At 64.5% G+C, this 24,485-nt stretch carries 24 protein-coding genes and 1 pseudogene; 19 read left to right on the plus strand and 6 right to left on the minus strand.

Going from position 1 to position 24,485, the window contains the following annotated elements; translation table 11 throughout:
* Positions 1–85: 85 nt before the first annotated feature.
* Positions 86–571 (minus strand): hypothetical protein, encoded by a 486-nt coding sequence (locus ACIQ09_RS14590; protein WP_296409795.1) that lies wholly within the window; start codon positions 569–571, stop codon positions 86–88.
* A gap of 289 nt (positions 572–860) precedes the next feature.
* Between ACIQ09_RS14590 and ACIQ09_RS14595 the strand changes: the two genes are divergently transcribed.
* Entirely contained in the window at positions 861–1,736 is an 876-nt protein-coding gene (locus ACIQ09_RS14595; protein ID WP_398311221.1) for a PA4780 family RIO1-like protein kinase, read from the plus strand.
* 16 nt (positions 1,737–1,752) lie between these two features.
* On the opposite strand, the gene ACIQ09_RS14600 is transcribed toward ACIQ09_RS14595, so the two are convergent.
* The 3 genes from ACIQ09_RS14600 to ACIQ09_RS14610 form a co-directional block, all read right to left on the minus strand.
* Positions 1,753–3,288, minus strand: coding sequence for a PQQ-dependent sugar dehydrogenase (locus tag ACIQ09_RS14600; protein ID WP_398311224.1), 1,536 nt, complete (start codon positions 3,286–3,288; stop codon positions 1,753–1,755).
* Between the two features lie 84 nt (positions 3,289–3,372).
* Positions 3,373–4,101, minus strand: coding sequence for a PEP-CTERM sorting domain-containing protein (locus ACIQ09_RS14605; protein WP_398311227.1), 729 nt, complete (start codon positions 4,099–4,101; stop codon positions 3,373–3,375).
* Positions 4,102–4,308: 207 nt separating this feature from the next.
* Entirely contained in the window at positions 4,309–4,950 is a 642-nt protein-coding gene (locus ACIQ09_RS14610) for an RBBP9/YdeN family alpha/beta hydrolase (RefSeq protein WP_398311230.1), read from the minus strand.
* A gap of 240 nt (positions 4,951–5,190) precedes the next feature.
* Between ACIQ09_RS14610 and ACIQ09_RS14615 the strand changes: the two genes are divergently transcribed.
* The 5 genes from ACIQ09_RS14615 (at position 5,191) to ACIQ09_RS14635 (ending at position 10,669) form a co-directional block, all read left to right on the plus strand.
* Positions 5,191–6,135, plus strand: coding sequence for a hypothetical protein (locus ACIQ09_RS14615; RefSeq protein WP_398311233.1), 945 nt, complete (start codon positions 5,191–5,193; stop codon positions 6,133–6,135).
* Positions 6,136–6,303: 168 nt separating this feature from the next.
* The gene (locus ACIQ09_RS14620) at positions 6,304–7,158 is read left to right on the plus strand and encodes a hypothetical protein (RefSeq protein ID WP_398311235.1); all 855 of its coding nucleotides are present in this window, start codon (positions 6,304–6,306) and stop codon (positions 7,156–7,158) included.
* 1 nt (position 7,159) lies between these two features.
* Positions 7,160–7,399 carry a hypothetical protein gene (locus ACIQ09_RS14625; protein WP_398311238.1) on the plus strand — a complete coding sequence of 80 codons (240 nt, stop codon included), beginning with the start codon at positions 7,160–7,162 and terminating at the stop codon, positions 7,397–7,399.
* On the plus strand, positions 7,396–7,920 hold the full coding sequence (locus ACIQ09_RS14630) for a hypothetical protein (RefSeq protein ID WP_398311241.1): 525 nt from the start codon (positions 7,396–7,398) through the stop codon (positions 7,918–7,920). The genes ACIQ09_RS14625 and ACIQ09_RS14630 overlap by 4 nt, the downstream gene beginning before the upstream one ends.
* Positions 7,921–8,200: 280 nt before the next feature.
* The gene (locus ACIQ09_RS14635) at positions 8,201–10,669 is read left to right on the plus strand and encodes a M28 family peptidase (protein ID WP_398311244.1); all 2,469 of its coding nucleotides are present in this window, start codon (positions 8,201–8,203) and stop codon (positions 10,667–10,669) included.
* Positions 10,670–10,718: 49 nt separating this feature from the next.
* Here ACIQ09_RS14635 and ACIQ09_RS14640 read toward each other — a convergent pair whose 3' ends face one another.
* Both ACIQ09_RS14640 and ACIQ09_RS14645 read right to left on the minus strand, forming a co-directional pair.
* Entirely contained in the window at positions 10,719–11,978 is a 1,260-nt protein-coding gene (locus tag ACIQ09_RS14640; RefSeq protein ID WP_398311247.1) for a putative Na+/H+ antiporter, read from the minus strand.
* A gap of 85 nt (positions 11,979–12,063) precedes the next feature.
* Positions 12,064–12,618: a TetR/AcrR family transcriptional regulator gene (locus ACIQ09_RS14645; RefSeq protein ID WP_398311250.1), complete on the minus strand. Its 555-nt coding sequence runs from the start codon at positions 12,616–12,618 to the stop codon at positions 12,064–12,066.
* Positions 12,619–12,999: 381 nt separating this feature from the next.
* Between ACIQ09_RS14645 and ACIQ09_RS14650 the strand changes: the two genes are divergently transcribed.
* From ACIQ09_RS14650 to ACIQ09_RS14710, 13 genes and pseudogenes are all read left to right on the plus strand, one after another.
* Positions 13,000–13,821: an alpha/beta fold hydrolase gene (locus ACIQ09_RS14650; RefSeq protein ID WP_398311253.1), complete on the plus strand. Its 822-nt coding sequence runs from the start codon at positions 13,000–13,002 to the stop codon at positions 13,819–13,821.
* A 14-nt stretch (positions 13,822–13,835) separates the two neighbouring features.
* A complete protein-coding gene (locus ACIQ09_RS14655) occupies positions 13,836–14,132 on the plus strand; it encodes a hypothetical protein (protein WP_398311256.1) in 297 nt (98 codons plus the stop codon).
* Positions 14,133–14,149: 17 nt separating this feature from the next.
* Positions 14,150–14,986 carry a protocatechuate 3,4-dioxygenase gene (locus ACIQ09_RS14660; protein ID WP_398311259.1) on the plus strand — a complete coding sequence of 279 codons (837 nt, stop codon included), beginning with the start codon at positions 14,150–14,152 and terminating at the stop codon, positions 14,984–14,986.
* Between the two features lie 9 nt (positions 14,987–14,995).
* A complete protein-coding gene (locus tag ACIQ09_RS14665) occupies positions 14,996–15,340 on the plus strand; it encodes a non-heme iron oxygenase ferredoxin subunit (protein WP_398311262.1) in 345 nt (114 codons plus the stop codon).
* A 30-nt stretch (positions 15,341–15,370) separates the two neighbouring features.
* On the plus strand, positions 15,371–16,744 hold the full coding sequence (locus tag ACIQ09_RS14670) for an SRPBCC family protein (protein ID WP_398311265.1): 1,374 nt from the start codon (positions 15,371–15,373) through the stop codon (positions 16,742–16,744).
* Positions 16,741–17,277, plus strand: a complete 537-nt coding sequence (locus tag ACIQ09_RS14675; RefSeq protein ID WP_398311268.1) for a 3-phenylpropionate/cinnamic acid dioxygenase subunit beta — start codon at positions 16,741–16,743, stop codon at positions 17,275–17,277. Before ACIQ09_RS14670 ends, ACIQ09_RS14675 begins: the two co-directional genes overlap by 4 nt.
* A 9-nt stretch (positions 17,278–17,286) precedes the next feature.
* Positions 17,287–18,081, plus strand: coding sequence for a 3-(cis-5,6-dihydroxycyclohexa-1,3-dien-1-yl)propanoate dehydrogenase (gene hcaB / locus ACIQ09_RS14680; protein ID WP_398311271.1), 795 nt, complete (start codon positions 17,287–17,289; stop codon positions 18,079–18,081).
* A 66-nt stretch (positions 18,082–18,147) separates the two neighbouring features.
* Positions 18,148–19,152 carry an NAD(P)H-dependent flavin oxidoreductase gene (locus ACIQ09_RS14685; RefSeq protein WP_398311274.1) on the plus strand — a complete coding sequence of 335 codons (1,005 nt, stop codon included), beginning with the start codon at positions 18,148–18,150 and terminating at the stop codon, positions 19,150–19,152.
* A 54-nt stretch (positions 19,153–19,206) separates the two neighbouring features.
* Positions 19,207–19,989 carry a 2-keto-4-pentenoate hydratase gene (locus tag ACIQ09_RS14690; protein ID WP_398311277.1) on the plus strand — a complete coding sequence of 261 codons (783 nt, stop codon included), beginning with the start codon at positions 19,207–19,209 and terminating at the stop codon, positions 19,987–19,989.
* A gap of 55 nt (positions 19,990–20,044) precedes the next feature.
* Positions 20,045–21,190 carry an ABC transporter substrate-binding protein gene (locus ACIQ09_RS14695; protein WP_398311280.1) on the plus strand — a complete coding sequence of 382 codons (1,146 nt, stop codon included), beginning with the start codon at positions 20,045–20,047 and terminating at the stop codon, positions 21,188–21,190.
* Between the two features lie 12 nt (positions 21,191–21,202).
* Positions 21,203–23,002, plus strand: a complete 1,800-nt coding sequence (locus tag ACIQ09_RS14700; RefSeq protein WP_398311283.1) for a feruloyl-CoA synthase — start codon at positions 21,203–21,205, stop codon at positions 23,000–23,002.
* A gap of 75 nt (positions 23,003–23,077) precedes the next feature.
* Positions 23,078–24,034, plus strand: a complete 957-nt coding sequence (locus tag ACIQ09_RS14705; protein ID WP_398311286.1) for an acetaldehyde dehydrogenase (acetylating) — start codon at positions 23,078–23,080, stop codon at positions 24,032–24,034.
* A gap of 11 nt (positions 24,035–24,045) precedes the next feature.
* Positions 24,046–24,485: pseudogene (locus ACIQ09_RS14710) on the plus strand (4-hydroxy-2-oxovalerate aldolase); the annotation flags it as partial.

Below are 24,485 nucleotides of genomic sequence, written 5' to 3' on the forward strand. Positions count from 1 at the left end.
CGTCTCCGCAGGAGATGTCGCATCTGCGCACAGACGATGCGGCAGGCTGAGGCAATCAGGATGAATTTGATCCCGCCGCGGTGCATCAGCGGCGCCGTTGGGCACCGGGGTGCTTGTGCCACGGCGCCGGGCGGCGGCGCTCGTCCTCGTCCACCTTGGGCTTGGGCATCAGCAGGTTCTTGCCCGGGGCCTTGGCCTGGGCACGCTGGGCCAGCACCGCGGCATCCACCCGGGCGGTGTCCAGGCTGATCGACGGGTGTTCGGCGCGGCCCGGATGGGCCGACAGCTTCTCCCGTACAAAGAACACGCGCTGGGCGGTGTCGCCGCGCTTGGGCAGGGCCGACATGAGCAGTTGCCCTTCGGCGCTCAGGGCCAGGCCGCCATCCACCTCGCACAGCAGGCCGTGGGCCGACAGGCGCTGGATGCTGTCGATCAGGCGGCCGGTGGAGGGCACCGGCTCCTGCAGCAGGTCGAAGGCGGCGATGACCTCCACCAGCTCGGCCGGGCGGCGCTTGGTGGCCAGCGTGGCGGCCAGCATGAGGAGGGCATCTGCATCGTGAGTCGGGTACATCTTTAAACCTCTTGAAGACCGGCAGGACGCCGATCGTCCGTTCGTGGGTCCGGCAGTGTAAGGGTTTCCGCGGCAAATCCGGATATTTGTGTGCCTTTTCCGGGCAGAAGCGCGCAGGCTCAGCCCGCCCTGGGGGATAATCCACGCGCAATCTCCTCTCAGGTGCCTTCCGCGCCTGATTTCAGTCCGCTCTCAGCAGGTATCCCATGCGTTCAGATCACTTCATCACCGGCAAGGATGCCTCCCTTGACGTCGCCGCTTACCCCCTGATGCCCGAGGTGTGCGTCGCATGAGGACACCCGCCCGCATCGAACCCCTGGTGGCCGACGGCCTGGTGGATGGCGTGATCCGCCAGCTGATGAGCGGCAAGGAGGCCATGGTCTATGTCGTCCAGTGCGGCGACGAGGTGCGCTGCGCGAAGGTGTACAAGGAGGCCAACAAGCGCGGCTTCCACACCGCTGTGGATTACATCGAAGGGCGCAAGGTCAAGAACAGCCGCCAGGCCCGGGCCATGGCCAAGGGTTCCCGCTATGGCCGCCAGGAGCAGGAGTCCGCCTGGCAACACGCCGAGGTGGACGCCCTGCGCCGCCTGGCCGAGGCCGGCGTGCGGGTGCCCACGCCCTACCAGTTTCACGAGGGTGTGCTGCTGATGGAGCTGGTGGCCGACGCCGATGGCGAGCCGGCACCGCGCCTCAATGACGTGGCGCTGGAGCCCGACGAGGCGCGCCGCTTCCATGCCGATCTGATCCGCCAGGTGGTGCGCATGCTGTGCGCCGGTATCGTCCATGGGGATCTGTCGGAGTACAACGTGCTCCTGGACGAGAACGGCCCGGTGATCATCGATCTGCCCCAGGCCGTGGATGCCGCCGCCAACCAGAACGCCAGCGCCATGCTGGCGCGGGATGTGAATAACCTGGCCACCTATTTCGGCCAGTTTGCCCCGGAACTGCTGGAAACCCACTACGCGCCGGAGATCTGGGCCCTGTATGAATCGGGCAAGCTGCACCCGGACAGCGTGCTCACCGGCACCTGGACACCCGACGAGACCCCGGCCGACCTGGACGAGGTGATGCAGGTGATCGAGGCGGCAAAAACCGAAGACGCCATCCGCCAGGCCGGGCGGGCGGCCGCCGCGGCCGAAGGGGAATGGCAGGCCGAGGAGTAGTCCCCTCGGTGCCCGCTCAGGGGCTGGGTGAGATCCGGTAGATCAGGTTGTCGGACAGGGATACAACGTAGAGCATGCCATCGGGCCCCTGCTCGATGCTCGAGGTGACGCCGAAGCCCCTGCCGATCAGCAGTGTCTCGCTTTCGGTGCCCTCGAACTTCTGCGCGCGGAACAGGTTGTCGGCCACCCGGTCGGCCAGGCGCGGGTCGGCGCTCAGATCCAGGCTCAGCCGGTCGGGCGTCAGGCGGAGGCGATACAGGCTGCCCCCGGTACCGCCGACCTGGGAGAAGGCCCGTGCCGAGCCGATCCACAGGCTGCCGGCATAGGCGGCGCCCAGGGCCGTGCCATTGACGAAGGCGGTGCCGGAGGGGCCAATCTCATAACGCCAGCTCAGCTCCGGGTCTTTGTAAACGGCGCCGGGGAGCATGACCAGGCGTGCCTGGGCCAGGGCGGGTGAATAGGCCGCCCGGGTGGGCGGATAGCGCACCTGCTGCAGGGCCCGGTTGAACTGGGTGGTCTCGATGGTCTTCCAGTCCTTCACGCGGCTGATCGGTCCGGCAAACTGGATCCAGCCCCCGTTCATGCCCGGTACCACCCGGTTCACCTCGGAATAGGCGTCATCCGCGTTCTCCGTCTCCCACAGGTAGCCACTCTGCGCATCAAAGGCCATGCCGAAGCCGTTGCGGTGGCCATAGGAATAGATCTTCTGGATGTTCTGGCCCACCTCCCCACCGAGGGAGGCACCCGCGGCATAGAAGGGGTTGTCGGCGGGGGTCGAGCCGTCGTCATTCACGCGCAGGATGACGCCGGCCAAGTGGGCATTGCCGGGCGCCGGGCCGCCGAAGGTGTCATCCACCTGCGGGGCGGTCAGGAAGGGGCCGTTCGCCAGGTTCTGCAGCCAGCCGCGCCGGCCTTGATCACCCATGAACACATACAGCTTGCCATCCGGGCCGAAGCGCATCACCCCACCATTGTGATTGCCGGCTTCGTTGCCATTGTTGGTGCCGGTGTGGCCGGGCACGGCGACGTTGTCGGTCTGGCGGGCACGCAGCCGCATCAGGTTCATGTCCAGGGTCAGGGTGCTGCCATCCCAGGTGAAGCGGTCCACCCGGTTGCCGAGCAGGGGCACATCTGCCACCGCGTTCGAATCGACTCCGCTCAGGCTCTCGGTCCAGCGCACATACACATAGGGCTGGGTCGGAAAGCGTGGGTGCAGCACCACACTGAGCAGCCCCCGTTCGGACGCTGAATTGACGGCCAGATCCAGCACCGGCATGGCCTGGACGACGCCGTTGATCACCCGCTTGATCTGCCCCGAGGACTTCTCGGGCACCAGGAAGTCGTTGCTGCCCAGGAACACGATGCCGATGGGCTGGCTGAGCCCGCTGCTGACCACGGTGCTGACCTGCAGGGTCGGGTCAAGAAGCTGCACTGGAATGCTGTCGGCCTGCGCCCCCCCAGGCCAGGAAAGCGCGAGCCCGGAGAGGGCCAGGGCGGTGAGCAGGCCATTACGGCCGCGACGATACCGGGAGACGGACCGAGGGTGTTTCATCGTGACCTCCACTTGAGCTGAGCGACAGGGCGCGTCAGGCAGTGGGCGCGCCAGGGGAAAGGGCCCGGGGCTAGAGGCCCGGGACTACTGGCGCCGTCTGGCAGCCAGCGCACCCAGGGCGCCGACGAGCAGCAGCAGCGAAGCCGGCTCCGGCACCGGGTTGCCCTGGAGCTCGATGCGCACGTTGTCCACGCCCATCTGGAACACGTCGACGTTGTCGGCTTCGGCAAAGCGCAGGCGCAGGGTTTCGCCGTTGTGGGCGGCGAGCAGGGCGGTGATGTCCTGGGAGATGGTGGTGTAGCCGGATACAGGCGCATCCCCGACCTGAGTCTGGTAGAGGGTCATCAGGATGTCGCCGGAATCGACGCTGAAGGCATCGGCGCCGGCCTTGAGAATGTCCACGCGCGCCTGCTGGTTGAGGGCCGTGGTGGCGAAATCCAGGGTGGCAGGGGTGTAGAAATCGTTGGCCCGGTTGCCGATGAAGAGCTCGAAGCTCAGGGTCGCACCCACCGCGCTGGCCACGAAGTCCTGGTACATCACATGGGTGCCGGGGCCGCCCAGTCCGGAATCGCTCATGGCTGCCAGGCTGCCCTCGGGGGGCGCGGCCACGGTGAAACCGGTGGTCGGGCTGGTGGTGCCGCTCTGCAGGTAGAAGGTGCCTTCGCTGCCGGTCTGGTCCAGGGTGGTCCAGTTGGCAAAGCCCGACTCGAAGCCGCCGTTCATGATGGCGGGTGCCGCATGGGCCGCGGGCAGGGCGCTCAGGCCGAGCAGCACCGACAGCAGGGAAGTGACGAGGCGGGGTCTGATCTGCATGGCGGGGCTCCCGGGCAGGTTTCGTCATTGGGACGAAGGCAATGGATGTATTGCCATTGCAAAATTCACGCCCGACGTCAAGTTTGTTGCGACGTGAATGAATTCACTCTTGTTTTCAGTCGCTTGGAAGTGCCTGGCGATCCCGGTGGGAGCCCATTGGTGAAATTGATTCCGCCATGTGTAAATTTTTTCGACGCGCCCGCAGGGTCAGGCCGTCTCGCGGTGTGGCATCGGGAGGCGGTCACTGCACCGGGAGCGGCATGTGATGGTGCCAAGGGGGACGTCTCCCTGCGCAGCCTGCAGCGCCCTGAAGAGTGCCAGGCCCCGGGGCCAGGGGCCGTGGCCGGAATCCACGTTGATATGCCCGGCGGCGCCGATGTTCTCGAGCTGGCTGCCCCAGCACTGGGCCCAGTAGGCCGCCGACGACAGGCGCACCCAGGGGTCGTTGGTGCTGGCCACCACCAGGCTGGGGGCACCCAGAGGGCTGCGTGGAATCCAGCGTGCCAGGCTGGGTTGCTCTGGCGCGGTGCTGGTGTCACGCAAGCCCTGGGGCGTGAAACGCTCCGGGTCGGCCGGCGCCACCAGCATGAGCCCGGCCACCTGCTCCCGTCGGCTGCTTGCCGCCAGAACCGCCGCCAGGCAGCCGAAGCTGTGGGCCACCAGCCACACCGGACCCGACGCATGGTCGATGCCGTCGCGCACGGCCTGGGCCCAGTGGGGCAGCACGGGCTGCTCCCAGTCAATACCCGAGACGCGACGTGCGCCGGGCACCTGCGCCTCGAACCAGGTCTGCCAGTGGGCCGGCCCACTGCCGTGAAAGCCGGGAACGATCAAAGTGGTGTGCTGCATGCTGCGGCCTCCGGGGCGCTGCGGGGGGAAGTCTGAGTCTAGGCGTGCCACCCGGCTGACTGAACCAATTAATGCTTCGAAGCTTATTCCTGGGGTGGGGATGGGGCGAAGTGAATCAGTGCATATCTTTCGGTCATCGTTTAGGCTAGGGTGATGCCATTTGGGTGGTGGCGTGCCTTCCCGTCTGATGAGGAACTGTTCTGCAGGCCATGAACACCGGATTGCCCGGGAGATAAGCACATGATCGAACTCGGCCCCGGCGCGGATGTGGTCCGCAGCATTGGCATACTCACCTGGTTGTTCATCATTGGCGCGCTGGTCTGGGCGTGGTCCAAACCGCGAACGCGCGTTGGCAAATACCTTGCGGTTGCCACGGTACTGGGCTTGCTCGCTGCCTTTCCAGGGCGCTGGGCCTGGGAGAGGCAGCAGGCGCTTGCCAGCCATCGTGCCTCTCTTGCAAAAGCACGTGCCATTTTTCAGGAACGCTGCAAGAACGCGGGGGAGAAGATTTACAAGACCGTGGAGGGCGTCGAAGCCATCGCCATCCTGCGCAAGCGCCGGTATGTCGATACCCGGCCACAGATCATGGAAGACCCCTTTGGTGCTGCTGGAAATCCCTGGGAGTCTGATTACCCTCTCTCTTTTCTCTTGCCCCGTCAAAAAAATGGGCAGTTTATGGGGGGCTGGATGACCTATAAGAAGTTTCACGACGAATGGGATCGCCCCGGCTATGCGTACGTGGATCTGCGTGATCAGGATGACAATTCAATTTTCCGCTATACGCTCGCTATCGCTTTCCCAAAACAGGACAGCACGCGAGAGAGTGGAGAGAAATTTGATGATTCCGGTGAGCCGCGCCCTTACCGTTTTGTGGTCAACCCGTTTCCTTCGCCAGGCCCCATGCCTCGCTATGGCGTGATCTTCGAGGATCTCACTACCCCGGAGGAGCGTGCCTTGTGGGTGGCCGGTAGTGCATTCCGCGTGCTCGACCTTGAGACCAACGAAGTGTTGGGCGAGCGCATAGGGTATTTCATGGATGAAGGGATGGGCTCCACGGCGACGGCGCGCACACCATGGTATTCAGCAAAGCAATGGTCCTGTCCGTCTTATTCAGTTGATGGATGGTATCGCGGCGACTGGGATCGTCAGTTCGCGGAGCAAGTCCTCAAGATCAAGAACCCGTAAAAGGCATGGTCTAAGTCGAATGCGTAGATTCAATACGGGCGATAAAGCCTCTGGCAGAAAGTGTACCCAGACAGAAGTCGTTCGTTACTCAGGAAATCAATCAACCCCGGAGCCAAGTGGCAGGAGCCATTGCGTCTTTCTGATAGGCACGAGGGCGAAGGGGGTGTCATGCTCGAATTAAGTGGATGGGGAGATATTCTTCGCGGCATCGTAATGCTCTACTGGCTGGCTGGTGCATCTCTCTTCTATTTTTCAGTAAAGAAGTCATCGACCCGAATCGGGAAGGTGGTCAGTGGGGCGATCGTGTTCTTCATTTTTGGCTTCTTTCCGCTCAAATGGCAGATCGAACACGCTCTGGCTGTTCGGGATCACAAGGCGCGTCTGGCAAGAGCTGAGGCGATTTTCAATGAGCGGTGCAAGACGGCGGGGGAACGGATCTACAGAACGGTAGAGGGTGTGGAGGGACTCATGCTATTGAAACAAGATGCAGTTGATCCCTATGATGATGAGTTTGATTTGGGGGGGGTTGATTCATATATAAAGATATTCCTTCAGGGGCGAGACGAAAGAGGATATCTAGTAGAGAAAGTTCCGGCGACAAAGTCCGGCTATGCCTATGTTGATCTTTTGGATCCGTGGGATGGAAAGCGGTATCGCTATACCGCTGATATGAACACTCCGCCTGAGCTTATTGGGAAAACGGATGAAAAGCGGCTAGTCATTAAGCGTGAGCCCGCCTCTGGCAATGCTCCTCGGTATGGCGTTGCCTATGACGATATTACAACTCCTGAAGAGCGTGCGCTGTGGATCGCAGGTAATTCTCTCAAGGTTGTTGATACTCTGACTAATGAAGTCATTGCAGAGAGGGTAGGTTATATGATCGATAAAGCGCTAGGAAATGATGGTGGTGCGCGGCAGCCGTGGACTTTTGCCCGGAAGACTCCTGGCTGGTCTTGTCCGCACCATGCTACCGAACAGGCAAGAACATTCGTCGAAAAAGTACTAAAGATAATGGAGAAGTGAAATGGCTTCGAACGAAGTGCCTGGAGATGATGTGCTGGGAAAATTGGCTGACTCACTCCGTAATACCCCGATCGGAAAAGATGTTTCGCTAGACAAGATTTTCGATGCCGCTCGCGCCGACTTCGGTCAGTTTCTTGTCCTCATCCACCTCGCGCCCTTTGCTCTCCAGGGTGCCAACGAGGTCTATCTGGCGTGTTCAGAGCTTTTAGCCAACGACTATGCATGGGCACTTCTGGCATGAACAACACGTCTCGTCTTCCGCCTGAAGAAAATTCACTGTTGGCGACCATGGTCGTGGTGTTCTTCCGGATAGCTCTTGGCTTGATTGGATTGATTGCCCTGTTCTATTTTTATTGCGAGATAAACAAGCGTTACTGGGATTTCAGGGTCACACATATGTGCAAGAAGGATGGTGGGTTGCATCTGTTCGAGTCCATCGCAATTTCGCATGAGGAGTTTCTGGCGTGGGGTGGGAAGGATGGAGTGCGTGGAGTTCCAATTCCATCTGAAGAAAATATGAGGTTTGATATTCCTATTTTTGAGAGGAGTGAAACAAAAACAATATCTCCGCGCCGGCCCTATGTATGGAGAAGCGTATCTACATATGTCAGAAGGAGTGATGGGAAAGTGCTGGCGCAACATATTTTATACGCTAGAAGAGGTGGGGATTTTCCATCTCCTGCTCACGAGAGCTATTTTTTCTGCCCCAGCGACGGATTGATTTCTGAGCGGCTGATATCGGTTTATGGAGAAACAAAATAGGCGTCACACTGCACGAACAGTCTGAATTGGTGCGGGCTGCCTATGTAGACCTTCTACGTCGTGTCCGCTTTTTGTATCAGGCGTCATCGGCATTGCGATGGCGGTTTTTGTTGAGATAGTGACCAGAATGAATGTGTTGAACAGTAGACGGGCTGCCCGGATCGTTGCGTTGATCGGTGCCGTCCTCCTGGCTTCGTGCGGAGGGGGTGGCAGTGGGGGGAGTGGCGGGAGCTCTGGTGGGAGCACTGGCGGTGGTGAGACGCCGGTGGTCCAGAGCCTTATGTCTGTCGTGACTGGCGATCCCGAGTCCGAGCGGGGGCCGATGTTGTCAAAGCCTGAAGACCAGTACTTCACGACGATGGCGGTGGCTCCGTCGGGCGTGCTGTACCTGGCCTACGACTGTGCGATCAGGCGTGTCGGCCCCGACGGGCTTGTGCAGGACTTTGTGGGTGGCACCTGCGGTTACAGCGATGGCAGCGGGTCGGCGGCCCGTTTCAACAGGATTTACGGGGTGGCGTCGGACGGGGATGGGAACCTGTTCGTGAGCGATACGGGCAATGCGGTCATCAGGAAGGTGAGTCCATCAGGCGATGTCACCACCGTATCCGGGGTTGCGGGCCAGGCGGCGGTGGTCGACGGCCCGGCCAACTCGGTACGCTGGATGGCGCCCCGCGAGCTTGCTGTCGACCGCGGCGGGAACGTCTTCGTCGTGGACAGCCTCGGAGCCGACCCGGGTCTGGGTCGGCAGGTGCGCAAGCTGTTGAGCACCGGAGAGGTGAAGCCTGTTGCCGGTGGTCTCCTGGGTGCCTATTCCAATCCGGGGCGGATGGCTGTTGACTCGGTCGGGTCGCTCTACCTTACCGTCAATACGGGCAGCATGGTCGCGTGCATCGACCGGTGCTTTGGGTGGAGAGACAGTTCTTCAGTGCTGAAGATCGACACGGCCGGCAACGCGTCGACCCTGGCAGGATCGACGACGACGGGGACGATGGGTGCCGTGGATGGGCCTGCCAATGGCGCACGCTTCAACTACGCCGAAGGCATCGTCGTGGACAGTGTCGGGAATGTCTATGTGTCCGATGTGCTCAACGAGGCCATCAGGAAGATCGGGCCCGACGGTACTGTCAGCACGGTGATCGGTGTGCTTCCCGCGAACGCGCCGAATCCGGGCGTCAGCAACGACGACCCTTATATCATCGGCGGGAAGGTGGCGACCGGGGCCTTGCCCGGTCGCCTGAGGTTGCCCGATGCCCTCGCGATAGGGCCGGACAACTCGTTGTATATCTCTGTGGGGCGACGGCGCTACCGCCACGTCCAGTTGTCCGACGGCGCCGGCTTCGCGGTGCTTCGAGCGGATCTGACAAGCACGGTGGCGGAAGCGGCCCGCAAGCATCTGGTCGCGCTGCAGGTGATCGCCGACGCAAATGGGGGTCACCGCGCCGCCGGATCGGCTGGCTTCGATGCGTCGGCGTCCTATGTCGAGCGTGTTCTAAGGAACCTGGGGTTTTCGGTGAGTCGGCAGTATTTCGACTTTGATGGGTTCTTCTGGGTTGCACCGGGTCGCCTGGAGCAGGTCGCGCCGGCTGCGAGCGGCAGCATTGCCAACGTCATTGCGCTGTATTCCGGGAGCGGGAGCGTGACTGCCGCCGTCGCTCAGCCGTCTTCGGCAACCGGGTGCACGGCAACGGCCTTTGACGGCTTTCCCGTGGGCAGTATTGCCCTGATCAGACGTGGCGACTGCACCTTCCCGGTGAAGGCTCGGAACGCCTACCTTGCAGGTGCGAGCGGAGTCGTGATCTACAACAATGCGGCGGGGGAGCTCAGGATCAACCTGCTGGAAGACTTCACCCCGGACATCCCGGTCGTATCGACTTCGCAGGAGGACGGCGAGCGTCTGGCCCGAACGGCCGGGCTCAGGTTGCGGCTGGAGGCGCAGACCGTTCGTGGAAGCATCCGCACGAGCAACGTGATCGCCGAGTTTGCGGGTTCCAACCCGGGGCGCGTCGTGATGATGGGTGGCCATCTCGATTCGGTGAATGCCGGGCCGGGCATCAACGACAACGGGAGCGGCGTGGCGGCACTGCTTGAAGCTGCAGCGCAGGTGGTCAAGTCCAGGCCTTACAACACCGTCCGTATCGCCCTGTGGGGGGCCGAAGAGCTGGGTGACCTGGGGTCGCAGTTCTACGTCGGGGCGCTTTCGCCCGCGCAGAAGGAGGCCCTGGCGCTCTACTTGAACTTTGACATGATCGGCTCGCCCAACGCCGGGTTCTTCGTCTACGACGGTGATGGATCCGGGGGTGGTGTTGCCGGGCCGTCGGGCTCTGGCGAGATCGAGCGCGTTCTCGAAGACTATTACCGCAGGCACGGGGTTCAGCCGCGAAGCGTGGATCTGAAGCTGTCGACAGACCATCTTTCGTTTGTGTCGGCCGGCATTCCCGTCGGCGGTATCTTCTCAGGCCACGATGGCATCAAATCGGCAGAACAGGCAGCACTCTGGGGCGGAACCAGCGGTGCGGCCTATGACCCTTGCTATCACAAAGTCTGCGATGTTCTCGCCAACGCCGACAACAGTGCGTTCCGCTTCAACGTTCAAGCGGTGCTTGCAGCCTCATGGCACTTCGCCATGAGGCCTGATCTGTCCCTGGCGAGCGTGCAGACGGCGGCTGCGCATACCGCAAGCGTTGCCCGTCGGTCTCCTGCGATTCCCCCCGACAGACATGGGCTTGCAGAAGGCACGAGCTTGAAATAAAGGCCCCATCCCGCCCCTGGTATCGCCACAGAGAAGGCCAGCGTCCCCCCTACAACAACCGAAACGCCATCCCCGCCACCAGCGTCGGGGCAATGGCCGCCGCGAGCAGCCCCAGCGGGTTCACCGCCTCTTCGCTGAAGCTGCCCTTGAGGATGGACACGCCGGCGGGGTTGGGGGCGTTGGCGATGATGGTGAGGCCGCCACCGGTCACCGCGCCGGCGACCAGGGCGTACTTGAAGTCGTCGGAGAGGCCTTCGACCAGGGAGCCCAGGTAGGTCAGGGCGGCGTTGTCGGTGAAGGCGGTGAGGGCGGTGGCGCCGATGAAGACGGCGTCACTGCTCATGCTCATCAGCAGGGGTTGCAGCCACCATTGTTGCTGGCCGCCCAGCACCACCAGACCCGCCAGGAAGAAGGCCACCAGCAGGCCTTCCTTGAGGATCAGGCGGTCCTGGTGGCGGGTGTAGGCGTGGGCGACGCCGAGGAAGAACAGGAACAGGCCCATGAAGATGGCCGGGTGGTGGGCAAACACCACCACACCGATCAGGAACACGATGTGCACCAGGGTCAGCACGAAGGGCACGCGGGGCGTGGCGCCATCCGTGCTGGCGGGTGCCAGGGCGCCCAGTTCGCGGCGGAACACCAGGGTTGTCACCAGGGCATTGATGCCGACCGCGATGGCGGCCTTCCAGCCGAAGTTTGCAAGCATGAAGCTGGTGTTCCAGTCCCACTTGGCGGCCACCATCAGCACCGGCGGTGCGGCGAAGGGCGTGAGGGTGCCGCCGATGGAGATGTTGACGAAGAGCACGCCGAGGGTGGCGTACATCAGCCGGGTGGAGATGCCGCGGGTGAAGAACTGGTCACGCAGGATCAGGGCGGCGAGGGTCATGGCGGCCGGCTCGGTGATGAAGGAGCCGAGCAGGGGCACGAAGGACAGCACCGTGAAATAGGCGGCGGCGGAGCCGGGCAGGGGGATGGCCCGGGCAATCTGGCGCACGGCGGCAGAGGCGGCGTGCAGGATGGGCCGCGTGCCCGCGATGACCATGATCGCGAAGACGAACATGGGCTCGGTGAAGTTGCGCGACTCGATGTAGTCGATGGCCGGGGCCGAACCGAGCAGGGCGAACATGGTGATCATCAGCACCATGGCCCAGAAGCCGAACACCACTTCGATCTCGCCCAGCAGGTGCCACAGGCCCGCGTGCCGGGGGCCGGCGTGGGCCAGGCGCTCGAAGAACTTGGTGGCGAAGGTGTGCAGGATGGCGATGGCGAAGAGCGCAGCGCCGATGATCTCAATAGGGGTCGCGGTCACGCGGGGCTCCTCGGTGAAGGGCGGGGCAGGGAAGTTCCATTCCAGACTCGCCCAGGTGCGGCAAGTTCCGGGCCGGGCGGCTGACTCAGGGCTTTTGCAGCAGGAACTTCTCGACGAACTCCCGGCGCTGCTGGCGCTGGGTCTCGGTGCCCTGACCGCGCATCAGGGATTCACTGATCATGTAGCTGTAGAGCACGAAGGCGCGCATGCCCGCCTCCTGGAAGTTGAAGCCCAGGGCCACGAAGCACTGGGACACATAGGAGAGGCGCTTGGCGTCCACTTCGTCCACCACCTGGCGGGCCATGTCGTCCCGACGCGCCCAGGCCCGGATCGCCAGCTCGATGGACGCCGAATTGAAGGCCGCCGTGCCACGGAAGGGCAGGGAGGCGAGCTCCCTCACCAGGGCTTCGGGGTCGGCGCCGCTGCGCTCGAAGCGGCTGATGATCTGCTCGGTGGCCGCATCGCGCCAGGACTTGAGCAACTGCTTGAGCAGGTCGTCCCTATCCTGGAAATGCCAGTAGAAGCTGCCGCGGGTGACCTTGAGGCCCTTGGCCAGCACGTCGACGCGTACGGCGTCGATGCTCTTGTCCACCAGAACCTCTGTGGCGGCCTTGATCCAGTCGGCCGGGGTGAGCTGCACTTTGCCGGGCGCCGGGGAGGGAGAAGCGGGAGGGGCGGGAGAATCAATTGCAGACATGGGGAACGGGGGGCCAGCGGATGGCGGATTGTATCAGCTTCCCTGTGTATTTCCGGCTTGGCGCCGGGCGGGTCGATGCTGTCCGGAGGGGGCTTCAGGGTGCCGATTTTTGCTGCTCAAAAACATACACATGTGTATGGAAAATTGTATGGTCGATTTTATCTATGAGTGGGTAAGTGTTATTTATGCGTATAAGCAACTGAAAAATAATAGAAAAATCAAAAAATTGGTGCTAACGGATTTTGATCTGGATCAAAAACGCTTGCCATGCAGGAAAATATCCGTACCATACACATACACATGTGTATTGAACACGGAGACAACATGGAAAAGCACCCCGGCATTGGCAAGACCCTTCTTGCCGCAGAACACCAGACCAACTACCTGGAGGAGGGCAGTGGCAAGCCGCTGTTCCTGCTGCATGGCTCCGGCCCCGGCGTTTCGGCCTGGACCAACTGGGGCAAGGTCATGCCCGACCTGGCGCCGCACTTCCGGGTGATTGCCCCGGACATCGCAGGTTTTGGTTTCACGGAGTTCAAGGCCGACAGCAAGTACGACATCAAGCTGTGGGTTCGCCACCTCACCGGGATCATGGATGCCCTGGAGATCGAAAAGGCGTCCTTCGTCGGCAACTCCTTCGGCGGCGCGCTCTCCATCGGCCTGGCGCTGTTTGCCCCCCAGCGGGTGGACAAGCTGGTGCTGCTGGGCACCCCGGCCGGCGAGTTTGTGCAGACCCCGGGCCTGCGCTCGGCCTGGGAATACGAGCCGTCCATGGAGAACATGGAAAAGACCATGCGTCTGTTCCCGTTCAACCAGGACATCATCACCGAGGAGATGATCCGCACCCGCTACGAGGCCAGCGCCCGCCCCGGCGCCCAGGATGCCCTGCGCAGGCTGATCCCCAAGCCCAACGCCGACGGCCCCACCCTCGTCAAGGGCTTCCCCGAAGCCTCCGTGGCCAAGATCGAAGCGCCCACCCTGGTCCTGCACGGTCGTGAGGATGGCGTGGTGCCCCCCGAGTGCGGTTTTCTGCTGGCCCGGGCGATTCCCAAGGCCGAGCTTCACCTGTTCGGTCAGTGCGGCCACTGGGTGCAGACCGAGCACCGCGCCCGCTTCCTGCAGCTCGTGCGCGATTTCTGCGCCTGATCCCGGAGCCGACCATGAGCCGCAATGTGCTGGAAAAGCTGATGCACCAGTTGTGCGTCGATCGCACCGTCAAGCAGCGCTTCAAGGAAGACCCGGAAGGCCTGCTGGCCCGCTACGCCCTCAGCGACGAGGAGCGCGCCATGGTCACCGGCTTCGACGTGGCCGGCATGCAGAAGCACGGGGTCAATCCGATGCTGACCCTCGGTTTCTGGACCGAGAACGCCCCCAACCGTCACCCCGCCGCCTACATGAAGGCCCTGCGTGGTGCCGCCGCCGAAGGCCAGGTCTTCTCGGCCGGCCTCAAGCAATAAGAACTCAGGAGTTTCCCGTGGGAAAAATCGTAGGCGGCTTTCTCGTGCCGCATGACCCGGTGATGTTCGTCGCCCCCGAGGCGCCGGCGGAAGACATCCGCAAGCGCATGTGGGGCGCGTTCGACACCTGTGCCGAGCGTCTGGCCGGGCTGGAGGCCACCAGCGTGGTGATCATCGGCGCCGATCACTACTTCAACTTCGGCACCGGCTGTCTGCCCCAGTACCTGATCGGTACCGGCGATGTGGACGGCCCGCTGGACGTGCTGCCCGGCCTCAAGCGCCAGATCATCCCGACCAGCGAAAAGCTGGCCGGCTTCATCGCCGATCACGGCCACGCCAACGGCTTTGACTGGGCGGTGGCGCGGGCTTTCACGGTGGACCACGCGGTGGCCATCCCCGACCGCCTGATCGTTGATCCGGTCCGCGCCCGCGGTCAGTCCATCGGCACCATCCCGGTTTACATCGCAGCCGGTGTCGATCCCTTCATCAGGATGAAGCGGGCCATCGAGCTCGGCGGCGCCATCAAGGCGGCAGTCGAGGCCATGCCTGACGACGAGCGCGTGGTGGTGATCGGCAGCGGCGGCATCAGCCACTGGGTCGGCACCCCGGAGATGGGCAAGGTCAATGAGGCCTTCGACCGGGAAATCATGGACTACGCCTGCACCGGCAATCTGGCCGCCATCCAGGGCCTGTCCGACGACTACATCCTCGACAACGGTGGCAATGGCGGCATGGAGATCCGCCAATGGGCCGTGGCCATGGGCGCCATGCCCGGCGCCCGCGGGGAAATCATCGATTACGCCCCGGTCCGCGAATGGGTCACCGGCCTGGGCTTCGTGCAACTGTTTGCCTGAGGAACACCCATGTCCCAACCGATTCTGCTGCTCAAGCGCGGCGATCTCGAACCCGGCAAGGTGCGCAAGTGCGAAGTCGGCGGCCAGGCGCTCGCCGTCTACAACCTCAACGGCACCTTCTACGCCACCCAGGACGGCTGCACCCACGCCACCGCCTCGCTTTCCGAAGGCGACATCGTGGACGACGACTGCATTGCCTGCCCGGTGCATGACGGCACTTTTCATATCCCCACCGGCCAGCCCATGAGCTTTCCCTGCGAGCACCCCATCCGCACCTTCAAGGTGATCGATGAAGGTGACGACCTGCTGGTGGATCTGGACCAGGAATCCGACGAAGCGGCCGACGCCGTCTAACTACAACGCATAGCGAGGAGACACACGACCATGTGCACAACCCAAGGTGACACGCCGATCCGCCTCAAGCGCCGGCCGATAGCCCAGTCCATCGAGAACCTGGATCAGCTGATGAACCTGGAAAAGGGCCGCATGTCCCGCGACCTGTTCTGGGATCGGGACATCTACGAGCAGGAGCTGGAGCGCATCTTTGCCCGCTGCTGGCTGTTCGTGGCCCACGAATCCCAGATCCCCAAGGCCGGCGACTACGTGTCCACCTACATGGGCGAGGACAACGTGCTGATCGTCCGCCAGAAGGACGGCAGCGTGAAGGGCTTCCTCAACACCTGCCCGCACCGGGGCAACAAGGTGTGCTTTGCCGACCTGGGCAACGCCCGCCAGTTCGTGTGCAACTACCACGGCTGGGCCTTCGGCATCGACGGCGGCCTGAAGGGCATGCACGCCTCCGAGACCTACGAGGCCGCTGGCCTGGACAAGTCCGAGCACGGCCTGCACCCGGTGGCCCAGATCGACAGCTACCGTGGCCTGATCTTCGCCACCCTCGACCCGGAGGCGCCGCCCCTCGCCGAGTACCTGGGCGACATGCGCTACTACCTGGACGCCATCTTCGACATGGACGAGGGCGGCACCGAGTTCATCGGGGGCTGCGTCAAGTCGGTGATCCAGTGCAACTGGAAGTACGCCTCCGAGAACTTCGTCGGCGACATCCTGCACGCCGGCTGGACCCACGACTCCGGCGCCAAGGCCATGGTCGGTGGCCCGGTGGCCGAGGTGCACAAGACCCCCGAACAGTCCTACCACGTGAACTTCAACGGTCACGGCTGGGAATTCAACCAGGACATCGTCGGCAACTGCGCCACCCTGGGCGAGAAGGAGCTGCTCAAGTACCTGTACGTGCTGCAGCCCAAGGTGGCCGAGCGCCTGGGTGAGCTGCGCTCGAAGATGATCGGCGCCATCTCCTCCTGCACCCTGTTCCCCAACACCTCCTTCCTGCCGGGGCAGAACACCTTCCGCACCTGGCACCCCCGCGGCCCGGGTCAGATCGAGCTGCACACCTGGACCTTCGTCAACAAGAAGGCGCCCCAGGAGATCAAGGACAAGTGGCGCAAGGGCACCATGATGACCTTCAGCCCCTCCGGCGTCTTCGAGATGGACGACGGCGAGAACTGGGAATACTCCACCCGCAGCAATGCCGGCTTCGTCACCCGCCAGCAGGACCTCTACCTGGGCCTGGGCCACGACACCCGCGTCGAGGACACCGACCTGCCCGGCAACGTCTTCCAGGGCCAGATCAACGAGGCCAACCAGCGCGCCTTCTACCAGCGCTGGCTCGACCTGATGAAGTCCGAGAGCTGGAAAAACGTTCCCCAACGCGACGTGCCGAAGATGAAGGAGGGTGTATGAACGCCAAGACCGCCTTGCCCGAGATCGGGGTGGACGCCGAGACCCAGCGCCGGGTTGAACAATTCCTGTACCGGGAAGCCCGCCTGCTCGACAACGAGCGCTGGGACGACTGGCTGGCCCTGATGGCCGAGGACATCCACTACTGGATGCCGACCATGGAAAACCGCCGCCGCGCCGACAAGAACGGCACTTACGCGGTGGACCGGGGCGCCCTCTACAACGACAACCTGCTCGACCTGACCCGTCGCGTCAATCGCTTCAAGCAGCCCACCGCCTGGGCCGAAGACCCGGCCACCCGGCATGCCCACGTGGTCGCCGGCATCGAGGTGTACCAGGGCGAGGCCCCCGGCGAGCTCGTCGTGCATAGCACCTTCGTCAACTACCGCAGCCGTGTCGAGAAAGACAACGACCTGCTGGTGGGGCGCCGCGAGGACGTGCTGCGGGCCGATGGCGACAGCTTCAGGCTGGCCCGGCGCAAGATCATCATCACCCAGTCGGTGCTGATGGCCAAAAACCTCAACACCTTCCTCTGAGGCACGACCATGGGCTGGCTCAATGGCTACGTGGCACTGGTGACGGGAGGCGGCTCGGGTATCGGCCGCGCCGTCGTCAAGCGCTACATCGCTGAAGGATGCACGGGGGTGGGCGTGATGGTGCGCAGCCAGGAGCAGGCCGACAGCCTGGTCGCCGAGTTTGGCGACCAGGTGGTCACCAGCCTCGGCGACGTGCGCTCCGGCGCCGACAACCAGAAGGCGGTGGACGCCACCCTGCGGCGCTTCGGCAAGCTCGACACCCTGGTGGGCAATGCCGGCGTGTGGGACTTCTTCACCCGCCTCGAGAAGATGAGCCTCGACGAGCTGGACAAGAGCTTCGACGAGATCTTCGGCGTCAATGTGAAGGGCTATGTGCTGGCCGCCCGCGCCGCCGCCGAGGCCCTGCGCGAGAGCAAGGGCAGCATGATCTTCACCCTGTCCAACTCGGCCTTCTACGCCGGCGGCGGCGGCCCCCTCTACGTGGCCTCGAAGCACGCCGGGCTCGGGCTGATCAAGCAGCTGGCCTACGAATTCGCCCCCGACGTGCGGGTGAACGGCGTGGCACCGGGGGGCACGGTCACGCCCCTGCGCGGCCCCGAAAGCCTGGGCAAGGGCGAGCGCCGCCTGTCGGAGATCCCCAACTTCCAGGAGAACGTCGCCAACTCGATGCCCCTGAAGATGATCGCCCAGCCCGAGGACCACGCCGGCCACTACGTGCTGCTGGCCTCCCGGGACAACAGCCGGGCCACCACCGCGACGGTGATCCAGAGCGACGGTGGATGGGAGATACGCCCGATGCGATGAGCCCGCCCCGCCCGCGCCAAAAAACATAAGAAACGACGCAGCAAAGAGCACCCAACGGAGGAAGAAATGAGCTTCACGCGTAGCCTGACTGCGCCGCAGCAGGACTTTGTCGACATCATCGGCCGCAGCACCCTGCCGCTGATGGCCGCACCGATGTTCCTGGTCTCGGGGCCCGAGCTGGTGATTGCCTGTGCCAGGGCCGGCATCATCGGTTCCTACCCGGCGGCCAACGCCCGCAACGTGGACACCCTCCGGGAGTGGATGGCCCACACCCGCGACGCCATCCAGGCCGACCGCCCCGGCGCACCGTGGTCACTCAACATGATCGTGCACAGCAGCTACGACCGCTTCGACGCGGAACTGGCCCTGGTGCAGGAGTTTCAACCGAAGATCGTGTCCACCGCCCTGGGCAGCCCACGCCGGGTGCTCGACACCGTGCATGGCTACGGCGGCATCGTGATGGCCGACGTGATCAACCCGGCCCTGGCCCGCAAGGCTGCCGACGCCGGCGCCGACGTGCTGGTGCTGGTGACCCAGGGGGCAGGGGGCCACACCGGCCACTACCACCCCTTCGCGCTGCTCGCCGAGGTGCGCAAGTTCTGGTCTGGCCCCCTCGGCCTGGCCGGCGCCATCACCACCGGCACCGACATCCGCGCCGCCCAGCTGCTGGGGGCCGACTTCGTGCTCGCCGGCACGCGCTTCATCGCCACCCCCGAAAGCCTGGCCGAGCCCGCCTACCGGGATCTCATCGTCAGCAGCGGCCTGGAAGACCTGGTGGCCACCAAGGCGGTGTCCGGCGTGCTTGCCAACTGGCTCAAGCCCACCCTCGACAAGGCCGGTTTCACCCCGGAACAGCTGCGCGAGGAGAAGAAGATCGACTTCTCCGGCGACATCGTCGAAGCCCCCAAGGCCTGGAAGACGGTGTGGTCCGCCGGCCACGGCGTGGGCGGCATCGACGCCATCGCCGGCACCGACGCCATCGTCCGCCAGCTGTACCGGGAATACGCCGCCTGTCTCGACGACGAGCTGGCCGACCTGACCCGGCTGCGCAGTCGCTACCCGGCCCGATAACCCGGCCCGATAACCCGGCCCGTCAGGACCGACCCCTCTTCCAGAGAGCACATCATGAATCAGGACAAGATCAAGGCCGCCGCCGCGGCCCTGCGGCAGGCCCGCGCCACGCGCACGGCCATCCCCCGCATCTCCGAGCAGTTCGGCATCCACGGCGCCGACGAGGCCTATGCCGTGGCCCGCTGCAACAGCGTGCTCGACATGGCCGAAGGCCGCCGCGTGGTGGGCAAGAAGATCGGCCTCACCTCCCAGGCGGTGCAGCAGCAGCTGGGCGTGGACCAGCCCGACTACGGCGTGCTGTTTGCCGACATGGAGTTTCTGTCGGGCAGCGAAGTGCCGGCCAGCCGCCTGATCCAGCCCAAGGCCGAGGGTGAGATCGCCTTCGTGGTGGGGCGCGACCTGGACGGCGAGAGCCTGAGCTGGGGGCGCTTCCTGCACGGGCTCGAGTACGCCCTGCCGGCCATCGAGATCGTGGACAGCGCCATCCAGGACTGGAAGCTGACCCTCGTGGATACGGTGGCCGACAACGCCTCCTGCGGGCTCTACGTACTGGGCCTCGAGCCCCGCGCCATCGGCACGGTGGATTTCACCCTGGCCGGCATGGATTTCCGCAAGAACGGGCACACCGTGTCCGTGGGGAGCGGCGTCGCCTGCCTGGGCAACCCGCTGCTCGCCGCCTACTGGCTCGCCCGCAACATGCAGCAGCTGGGCGACCCCCTCAAGGCCGGTGACGTGATCCTCTCCGGCGCCCTGGGGCCCATGTTCCCCTTCCTTGCCGGCAACCACCTGCATCTCTCCATCGCCGGCCTGGGCAGCGTGGATTGCCGCACTGCCTGACCCGCTTCACCCCGATTTCATGTTTAACAAGACCAACCCTGAGGAGACGAACACCATGAACCGCCGCCACTTCCTTGCCAGCCTGTCCGCTGCCCTGATGCTCGCCTTCGGAGGCGCCAGCCACGCCCAGGCCCAGACCGTCACCATCGGTGTGAGCGTCAGCTCCACCGGCCCGGCCGCCTCCTTGGGCATCGCCCAGAAGAACACCATCGAGCTGCTGCCCAAGACCCTGGGCGGCCTGCCGGTGAACTACGTCGTCCTCGACGATGCCTCCGACCCCACCGCCGCCGGCAAGAACGCTCGCCGCTTTGCCGACGCCGACAAGGTGGACGCCATCATCGGCTCCACCACCGTGCCCACCTCCCTGGCCGTGGCCGAGGTGGCCGGCGAGGCGAAGATCCCGCAGATCGCCCTGGCGCCGTTCCCGCCCAAGCAGATCCAGTGGGTGTTTCCGCTGCCCCACGGCGTGGGTGTGATGTCCGCCGCCCTGTTTGAAGAGATGAAGAAGCGCGACACCAAGACCATCGCCTTCATCGGCTTCAGCGATGCCTACGGCGAAGCCTGGCTGAAGGACGTGGAGAAGCGCGCCGAAGCCAGCGGCATCAAGCTGGTGGCGGTCGAGCGCTATGCCCGTACCGACCAGTCGGTGACCGCCCAGGCCCTCAAGCTGGTCGGCCAGAAGCCCGACGCCATCTTCATCGCGGCCAGTGGCACGCCGGCCGCGCTGCCCATGCGCGCCCTGCGTGAGCGCGGCTTCAAGGGCCAGTTCTACCAGACCCACGGCGCCGCCAACAACGACTTCCTGCGCGTCGCCGGCAACACCGACGAGGGCCTGATCCTGCCCACCGGCCTGGTGCTGGTGGCCGAGCAGCTGCCCGACAGCAACCCCAGCAAGAAGGTCGCCCTGAGCTACCTGAAGGCCTATGAAGGCAAGCACGGCGCCGGCTCCCGCAACCCCTTCGGTGCCTATGCCCATGATGCCTACCTGCTCCTCGACAAGGCCGTGGCCACGGTCGGCAAAAAGGCTGCCCCGGGTACGCCGGAATTCCGTGCCGCCCTGCGCGACGCCCTCGAGAAGACCAGCAACCTGCCCCTGACCCATGGTATCAACAGCATGTCGGCCACGGATCACTCAGGCCTGGGTGAAGGCGCCCGCGTGCTGATCACCATCGAACAGAACAGCTGGAAGCTGTTGAAGTAAGCGGAGGCTGCCATGAGCTTTTTTGACAATCCCGGCATGCTGGCCCCGCCCAGGGTGACCCGCATCGACCTCTCCAGGGGCGGCTTCATCCTCGCCTGTTCCGACCCCCTGGAAGAGGTCACACGCTGCATCGGTGACTGGCTGGAATACTGGGCCGCCCGCACCCCCAACGCCCTGTTCCTGGCGGAACGGGATGCGGAGGGCGAATGGGTGCGGATGACCTACGCCCAGGTCCGCGAGCAGGTCGGCAAGCTGGCCCAGGGTCTGCTCGACCTGGGCATCGGGCCCACGGCGCCCGTGGTGTGCCTGTCCGACAACAGCCTCGACCAGGCCTTGCTGACCCTGGCCACCATGCACATCGGGCGGCCCTTCGCCACGGTGTCCAGCGCCTACTCGCGGCTGGCCAAGGACTACAGCAAGGTTGCCACCATCCTGCAGGAGCTGGCACCCGGCGCGGTGTATGCGGGCGACGGGGCGGTGTACGCCTCGGCGATCCGCGCCAGCGCCGTGTCCTGCCCGGTGATCCTGAGCACCAACGCCTACCAGCTCGACGGCAGCCTGTCCCTGGCCGAGCTGATGCGCACCCGGGAAACTCCGGCGGTGATGGCCGAGTTTGCGAAGATCACCCCGGAGACCCACGCCAAGTACCTGCTCACCTCGGGCTCCACCGGGCGGCCGAAAATCGCCATCAACACCCACCGCATGCTCTGCGCCAACCAGAAGCAGATCCAGCAGAGCTGGCCTTTCCTCAAGGAAGAGAAGCCGGTGATCGTGTCCTGGCTGCCCTGGAGCCACACCTTCGGTGCCAACCACAACTTCAATCTGGTGTTGTGCAACGGCGGCAGCTTCTACATCGACGAAGGCCGCCCGGTGCCGGGCCTGATGGAGAAGTCGGTGCGCAACCTGCGTGAGGTGCAGCCCAACCTGTACTTCAACGTGCCCCGCGGCTTCGATGCGCTGATCGCCTTCCTGGAGCAGGACGAGTCCTTCGCCCGGGACTTCTTCGGGCGCCTGCGGGCGGTGTTCTATGCCGCGGCGGCCTTGCCCCAGTCCACCTGGGACCGCCTCGAGAAATCCGCCCAGAAGGTGCTCGGCGAGAAGGTCTGGTTCACCTCCGCTTGGGGCGCCACCGAGGCTTCGCCGCTGCTCACCAATGTGCACTGGCGCCTCGACGGGCCCGGCTGCATCGGTCTGCCGGTGGCTGGCACCTCCATCAAGTTCCTGCCCAACGGCGACAAGCTGGAGATGCGCGTCAAGGGGCCGCAGGTGTTCCCCGGCTACCTCAACAACCCGGAGAAGACCGCCGAGGCCTTCGACGAGGACGGCTATTACAAGATCGGTGATGCCGGCCTCTTGATCGACCCGGCCCGGCCGGAGAAGGGCATCGCCTTCAACGGGCGGGTGGCCGAGGACTTCAAGCTCACCACCGGCACCTGGGTGTCGGTGGGCACCCTGCGGGTCCGCGCCGTGACGGCCCTGGCGCCCTTCGCCCAGGACGTGGTGGTGACCGGCCACGACCGGGACGAGGTGGGCCTGCTGGTCTTCCCGGCGCCCGCCGCCAAGGACGTGCCGGCCGAGCAGCTCCACGCCCATGTGCGCGAAGGGCTGCGCAAGCTCAAGGCCGAGGGCGGCGGCGGGTCGTCCCAGAGCCCGACCCGGGCCATGCTGCTGGACGAGCCGCCGAGCATGGATGCCGGTGAAATCACCGACAAGGGCTACATCAACCAGCGGGCGGTGCTGGCCCGCCGGGCCGACGAAGTCCTCAGCCTGCACACCTCGCCCAAGCTCGACCGGGTGGTCTTCCTCAAATAAATCCCCAAGGACGCAGCGCCCCTGGCCGAAGCCGGCCGGGACGCGCTCGGCCTGAATTTCCCCAAGGGAGCAATCATGAACAAGAAACTGAAGGTGGCCATCGTCGGTTCCGGCAACATCGGTACCGATCTGATGATCAAGATCCTGCGTCACGGCGAACACCTGGAAATGGGCGCCATGGTGGGCATCGACCCGACCTCGGACGGCCTTGCCCGGGCGGCCCGGATGGGCGTCGCCACCACCCACGAAGGGGTGGAAGGGCTGACCCGCCTGCCGGTGTTTGCCGACATCGACATCGTCTTCGACGCCACCAGCGCCGGTGCCCACGTCAAGAACGATGCCTTCCTGCGCAGCCTCAAGCCCGGCATCCGCATGGTGGACCTCACCCCGGCGGCCATCGGCCCCTACTGCATCCCGGTGGTCAATGGCGCCCTGCATGACGACGCCCTCAACGTGAACATGGTCACCTGCGGCGGCCAGGCCACCATCCCCATGGTGGCGGCGGTGAGCCGCGTGGCCAAGGTGCATTACGGCGAGATCATCGCCTCTATCTCCAGCAAGTCGGCCGGGCCGGGCACCCGCGCCAACATCGACGAGTTCACCGAGACCACCTCCAAGGCCATCGAAGTGGTGGGCGGGGCGGCCAAGGGCAAGGCCATCATCATCCTCAACCCGGCCGAGCCGCCGCTGATGATGCGCGACACGGTGTACTGCCTGTCGGAGATGGCCGACGAGGACGAGATTGCCGCCTCGGTGGAGCGCATGGCCGCCGACGTGCAGAAGTACGTGGCCGGCTACCGCCTCAAGCAGAAGGTGCAGTTCGATGTCATCCCGGCCTCGCGCCCCATCAACATCCCCGGCGTCGGCCCGCGCATGAGCGGCCTCAAGACCTCCGTCTTCCTCGAAGTGGAAGGGGCTGCCCACTACCTGCCGGCCTATGCGGGCAACCTGGACATCATGACCTCCGCCGCCAAGACCACCGCCGAACGCATGGCCGCCCGCATCCTGGCCACCGCCGCCACCGCTGCCTGAGGAGAACGCACATGAACCCCGACAAGAAGATCTACATCTCCGACGTGACCCTGCGCGACGGCTCCCACGCCATCCGCCATCAGTACAGCGTCGAGCAGGCCGTGCAGATTGCCCGTGCCCTGGACAAGGCCAAGGTGGATTCCATCGAGGTGGCCCACGGCGACGGCCTGCAGGGCTCCAGCTTCAACTACGGCTTTGGCGCCCACACCGACCTGGAGTGGATTGAAGCCGTGGCCGATACGGTGAAGCACGCCAAGGTGGCAACCCTGCTGCTGCCCGGCATCGGCACCGTGCATGACCTGAAGGCGGCCTACAGCGCCGGCGCCCGCATCGTCCGCGTGGCCACCCACTGCACCGAGGCCGACGTGTCGCGCCAGCACATCGAGGTGGCTCGGGAGCTGGGCATGGAGGTGGTGGGCTTTCTGATGATGAGCCACATGACCACGCCCCA

The organism is Zoogloea sp. (assembly GCF_044344315.1).
Classification (GTDB): domain Bacteria; phylum Pseudomonadota; class Gammaproteobacteria; order Burkholderiales; family Rhodocyclaceae; genus Zoogloea.

Excerpts from the sequence above, each read along its gene's own strand:
- ACIQ09_RS14600 (WP_398311224.1), bottom strand. The coding sequence starts at position 3,288 with ATGAAACACCCTCGGTCCGTCTCCCGGTATCGTCGCGGCCGTAATGGC.
- ACIQ09_RS14590 (WP_296409795.1), bottom strand. The coding sequence starts at position 571 with ATGTACCCGACTCACGATGCAGATGCCCTCCTCATGCTGGCCGCCACG.
- hcaB (WP_398311271.1), top strand. The coding sequence starts at position 17,287 with ATGGGCTGGCTCAATGGCTACGTGGCACTGGTGACGGGAGGCGGCTCG.
- ACIQ09_RS14675 (WP_398311268.1), top strand. The coding sequence starts at position 16,741 with ATGAACGCCAAGACCGCCTTGCCCGAGATCGGGGTGGACGCCGAGACC.
- ACIQ09_RS14690 (WP_398311277.1), top strand. The coding sequence starts at position 19,207 with ATGAATCAGGACAAGATCAAGGCCGCCGCCGCGGCCCTGCGGCAGGCC.
- ACIQ09_RS14705 (WP_398311286.1), top strand. The coding sequence starts at position 23,078 with ATGAACAAGAAACTGAAGGTGGCCATCGTCGGTTCCGGCAACATCGGT.
- ACIQ09_RS14650 (WP_398311253.1), top strand. The coding sequence starts at position 13,000 with ATGGAAAAGCACCCCGGCATTGGCAAGACCCTTCTTGCCGCAGAACAC.
- ACIQ09_RS14665 (WP_398311262.1), top strand. The coding sequence starts at position 14,996 with ATGTCCCAACCGATTCTGCTGCTCAAGCGCGGCGATCTCGAACCCGGC.
- ACIQ09_RS14605 (WP_398311227.1), bottom strand. The coding sequence starts at position 4,101 with ATGCAGATCAGACCCCGCCTCGTCACTTCCCTGCTGTCGGTGCTGCTC.
- ACIQ09_RS14620 (WP_398311235.1), top strand. The coding sequence starts at position 6,304 with ATGCTCGAATTAAGTGGATGGGGAGATATTCTTCGCGGCATCGTAATG.
- ACIQ09_RS14625 (WP_398311238.1), top strand. The coding sequence starts at position 7,160 with ATGGCTTCGAACGAAGTGCCTGGAGATGATGTGCTGGGAAAATTGGCT.
- ACIQ09_RS14635 (WP_398311244.1), top strand. The coding sequence starts at position 8,201 with ATGTCTGTCGTGACTGGCGATCCCGAGTCCGAGCGGGGGCCGATGTTG.
- ACIQ09_RS14670 (WP_398311265.1), top strand. The coding sequence starts at position 15,371 with ATGTGCACAACCCAAGGTGACACGCCGATCCGCCTCAAGCGCCGGCCG.
- ACIQ09_RS14685 (WP_398311274.1), top strand. The coding sequence starts at position 18,148 with ATGAGCTTCACGCGTAGCCTGACTGCGCCGCAGCAGGACTTTGTCGAC.
- ACIQ09_RS14610 (WP_398311230.1), bottom strand. The coding sequence starts at position 4,950 with ATGCAGCACACCACTTTGATCGTTCCCGGCTTTCACGGCAGTGGGCCG.
- ACIQ09_RS14695 (WP_398311280.1), top strand. The coding sequence starts at position 20,045 with ATGAACCGCCGCCACTTCCTTGCCAGCCTGTCCGCTGCCCTGATGCTC.
- ACIQ09_RS14655 (WP_398311256.1), top strand. The coding sequence starts at position 13,836 with ATGAGCCGCAATGTGCTGGAAAAGCTGATGCACCAGTTGTGCGTCGAT.
- ACIQ09_RS14700 (WP_398311283.1), top strand. The coding sequence starts at position 21,203 with ATGAGCTTTTTTGACAATCCCGGCATGCTGGCCCCGCCCAGGGTGACC.
- ACIQ09_RS14595 (WP_398311221.1), top strand. The coding sequence starts at position 861 with ATGAGGACACCCGCCCGCATCGAACCCCTGGTGGCCGACGGCCTGGTG.
- ACIQ09_RS14630 (WP_398311241.1), top strand. The coding sequence starts at position 7,396 with ATGAACAACACGTCTCGTCTTCCGCCTGAAGAAAATTCACTGTTGGCG.
- ACIQ09_RS14615 (WP_398311233.1), top strand. The coding sequence starts at position 5,191 with ATGATCGAACTCGGCCCCGGCGCGGATGTGGTCCGCAGCATTGGCATA.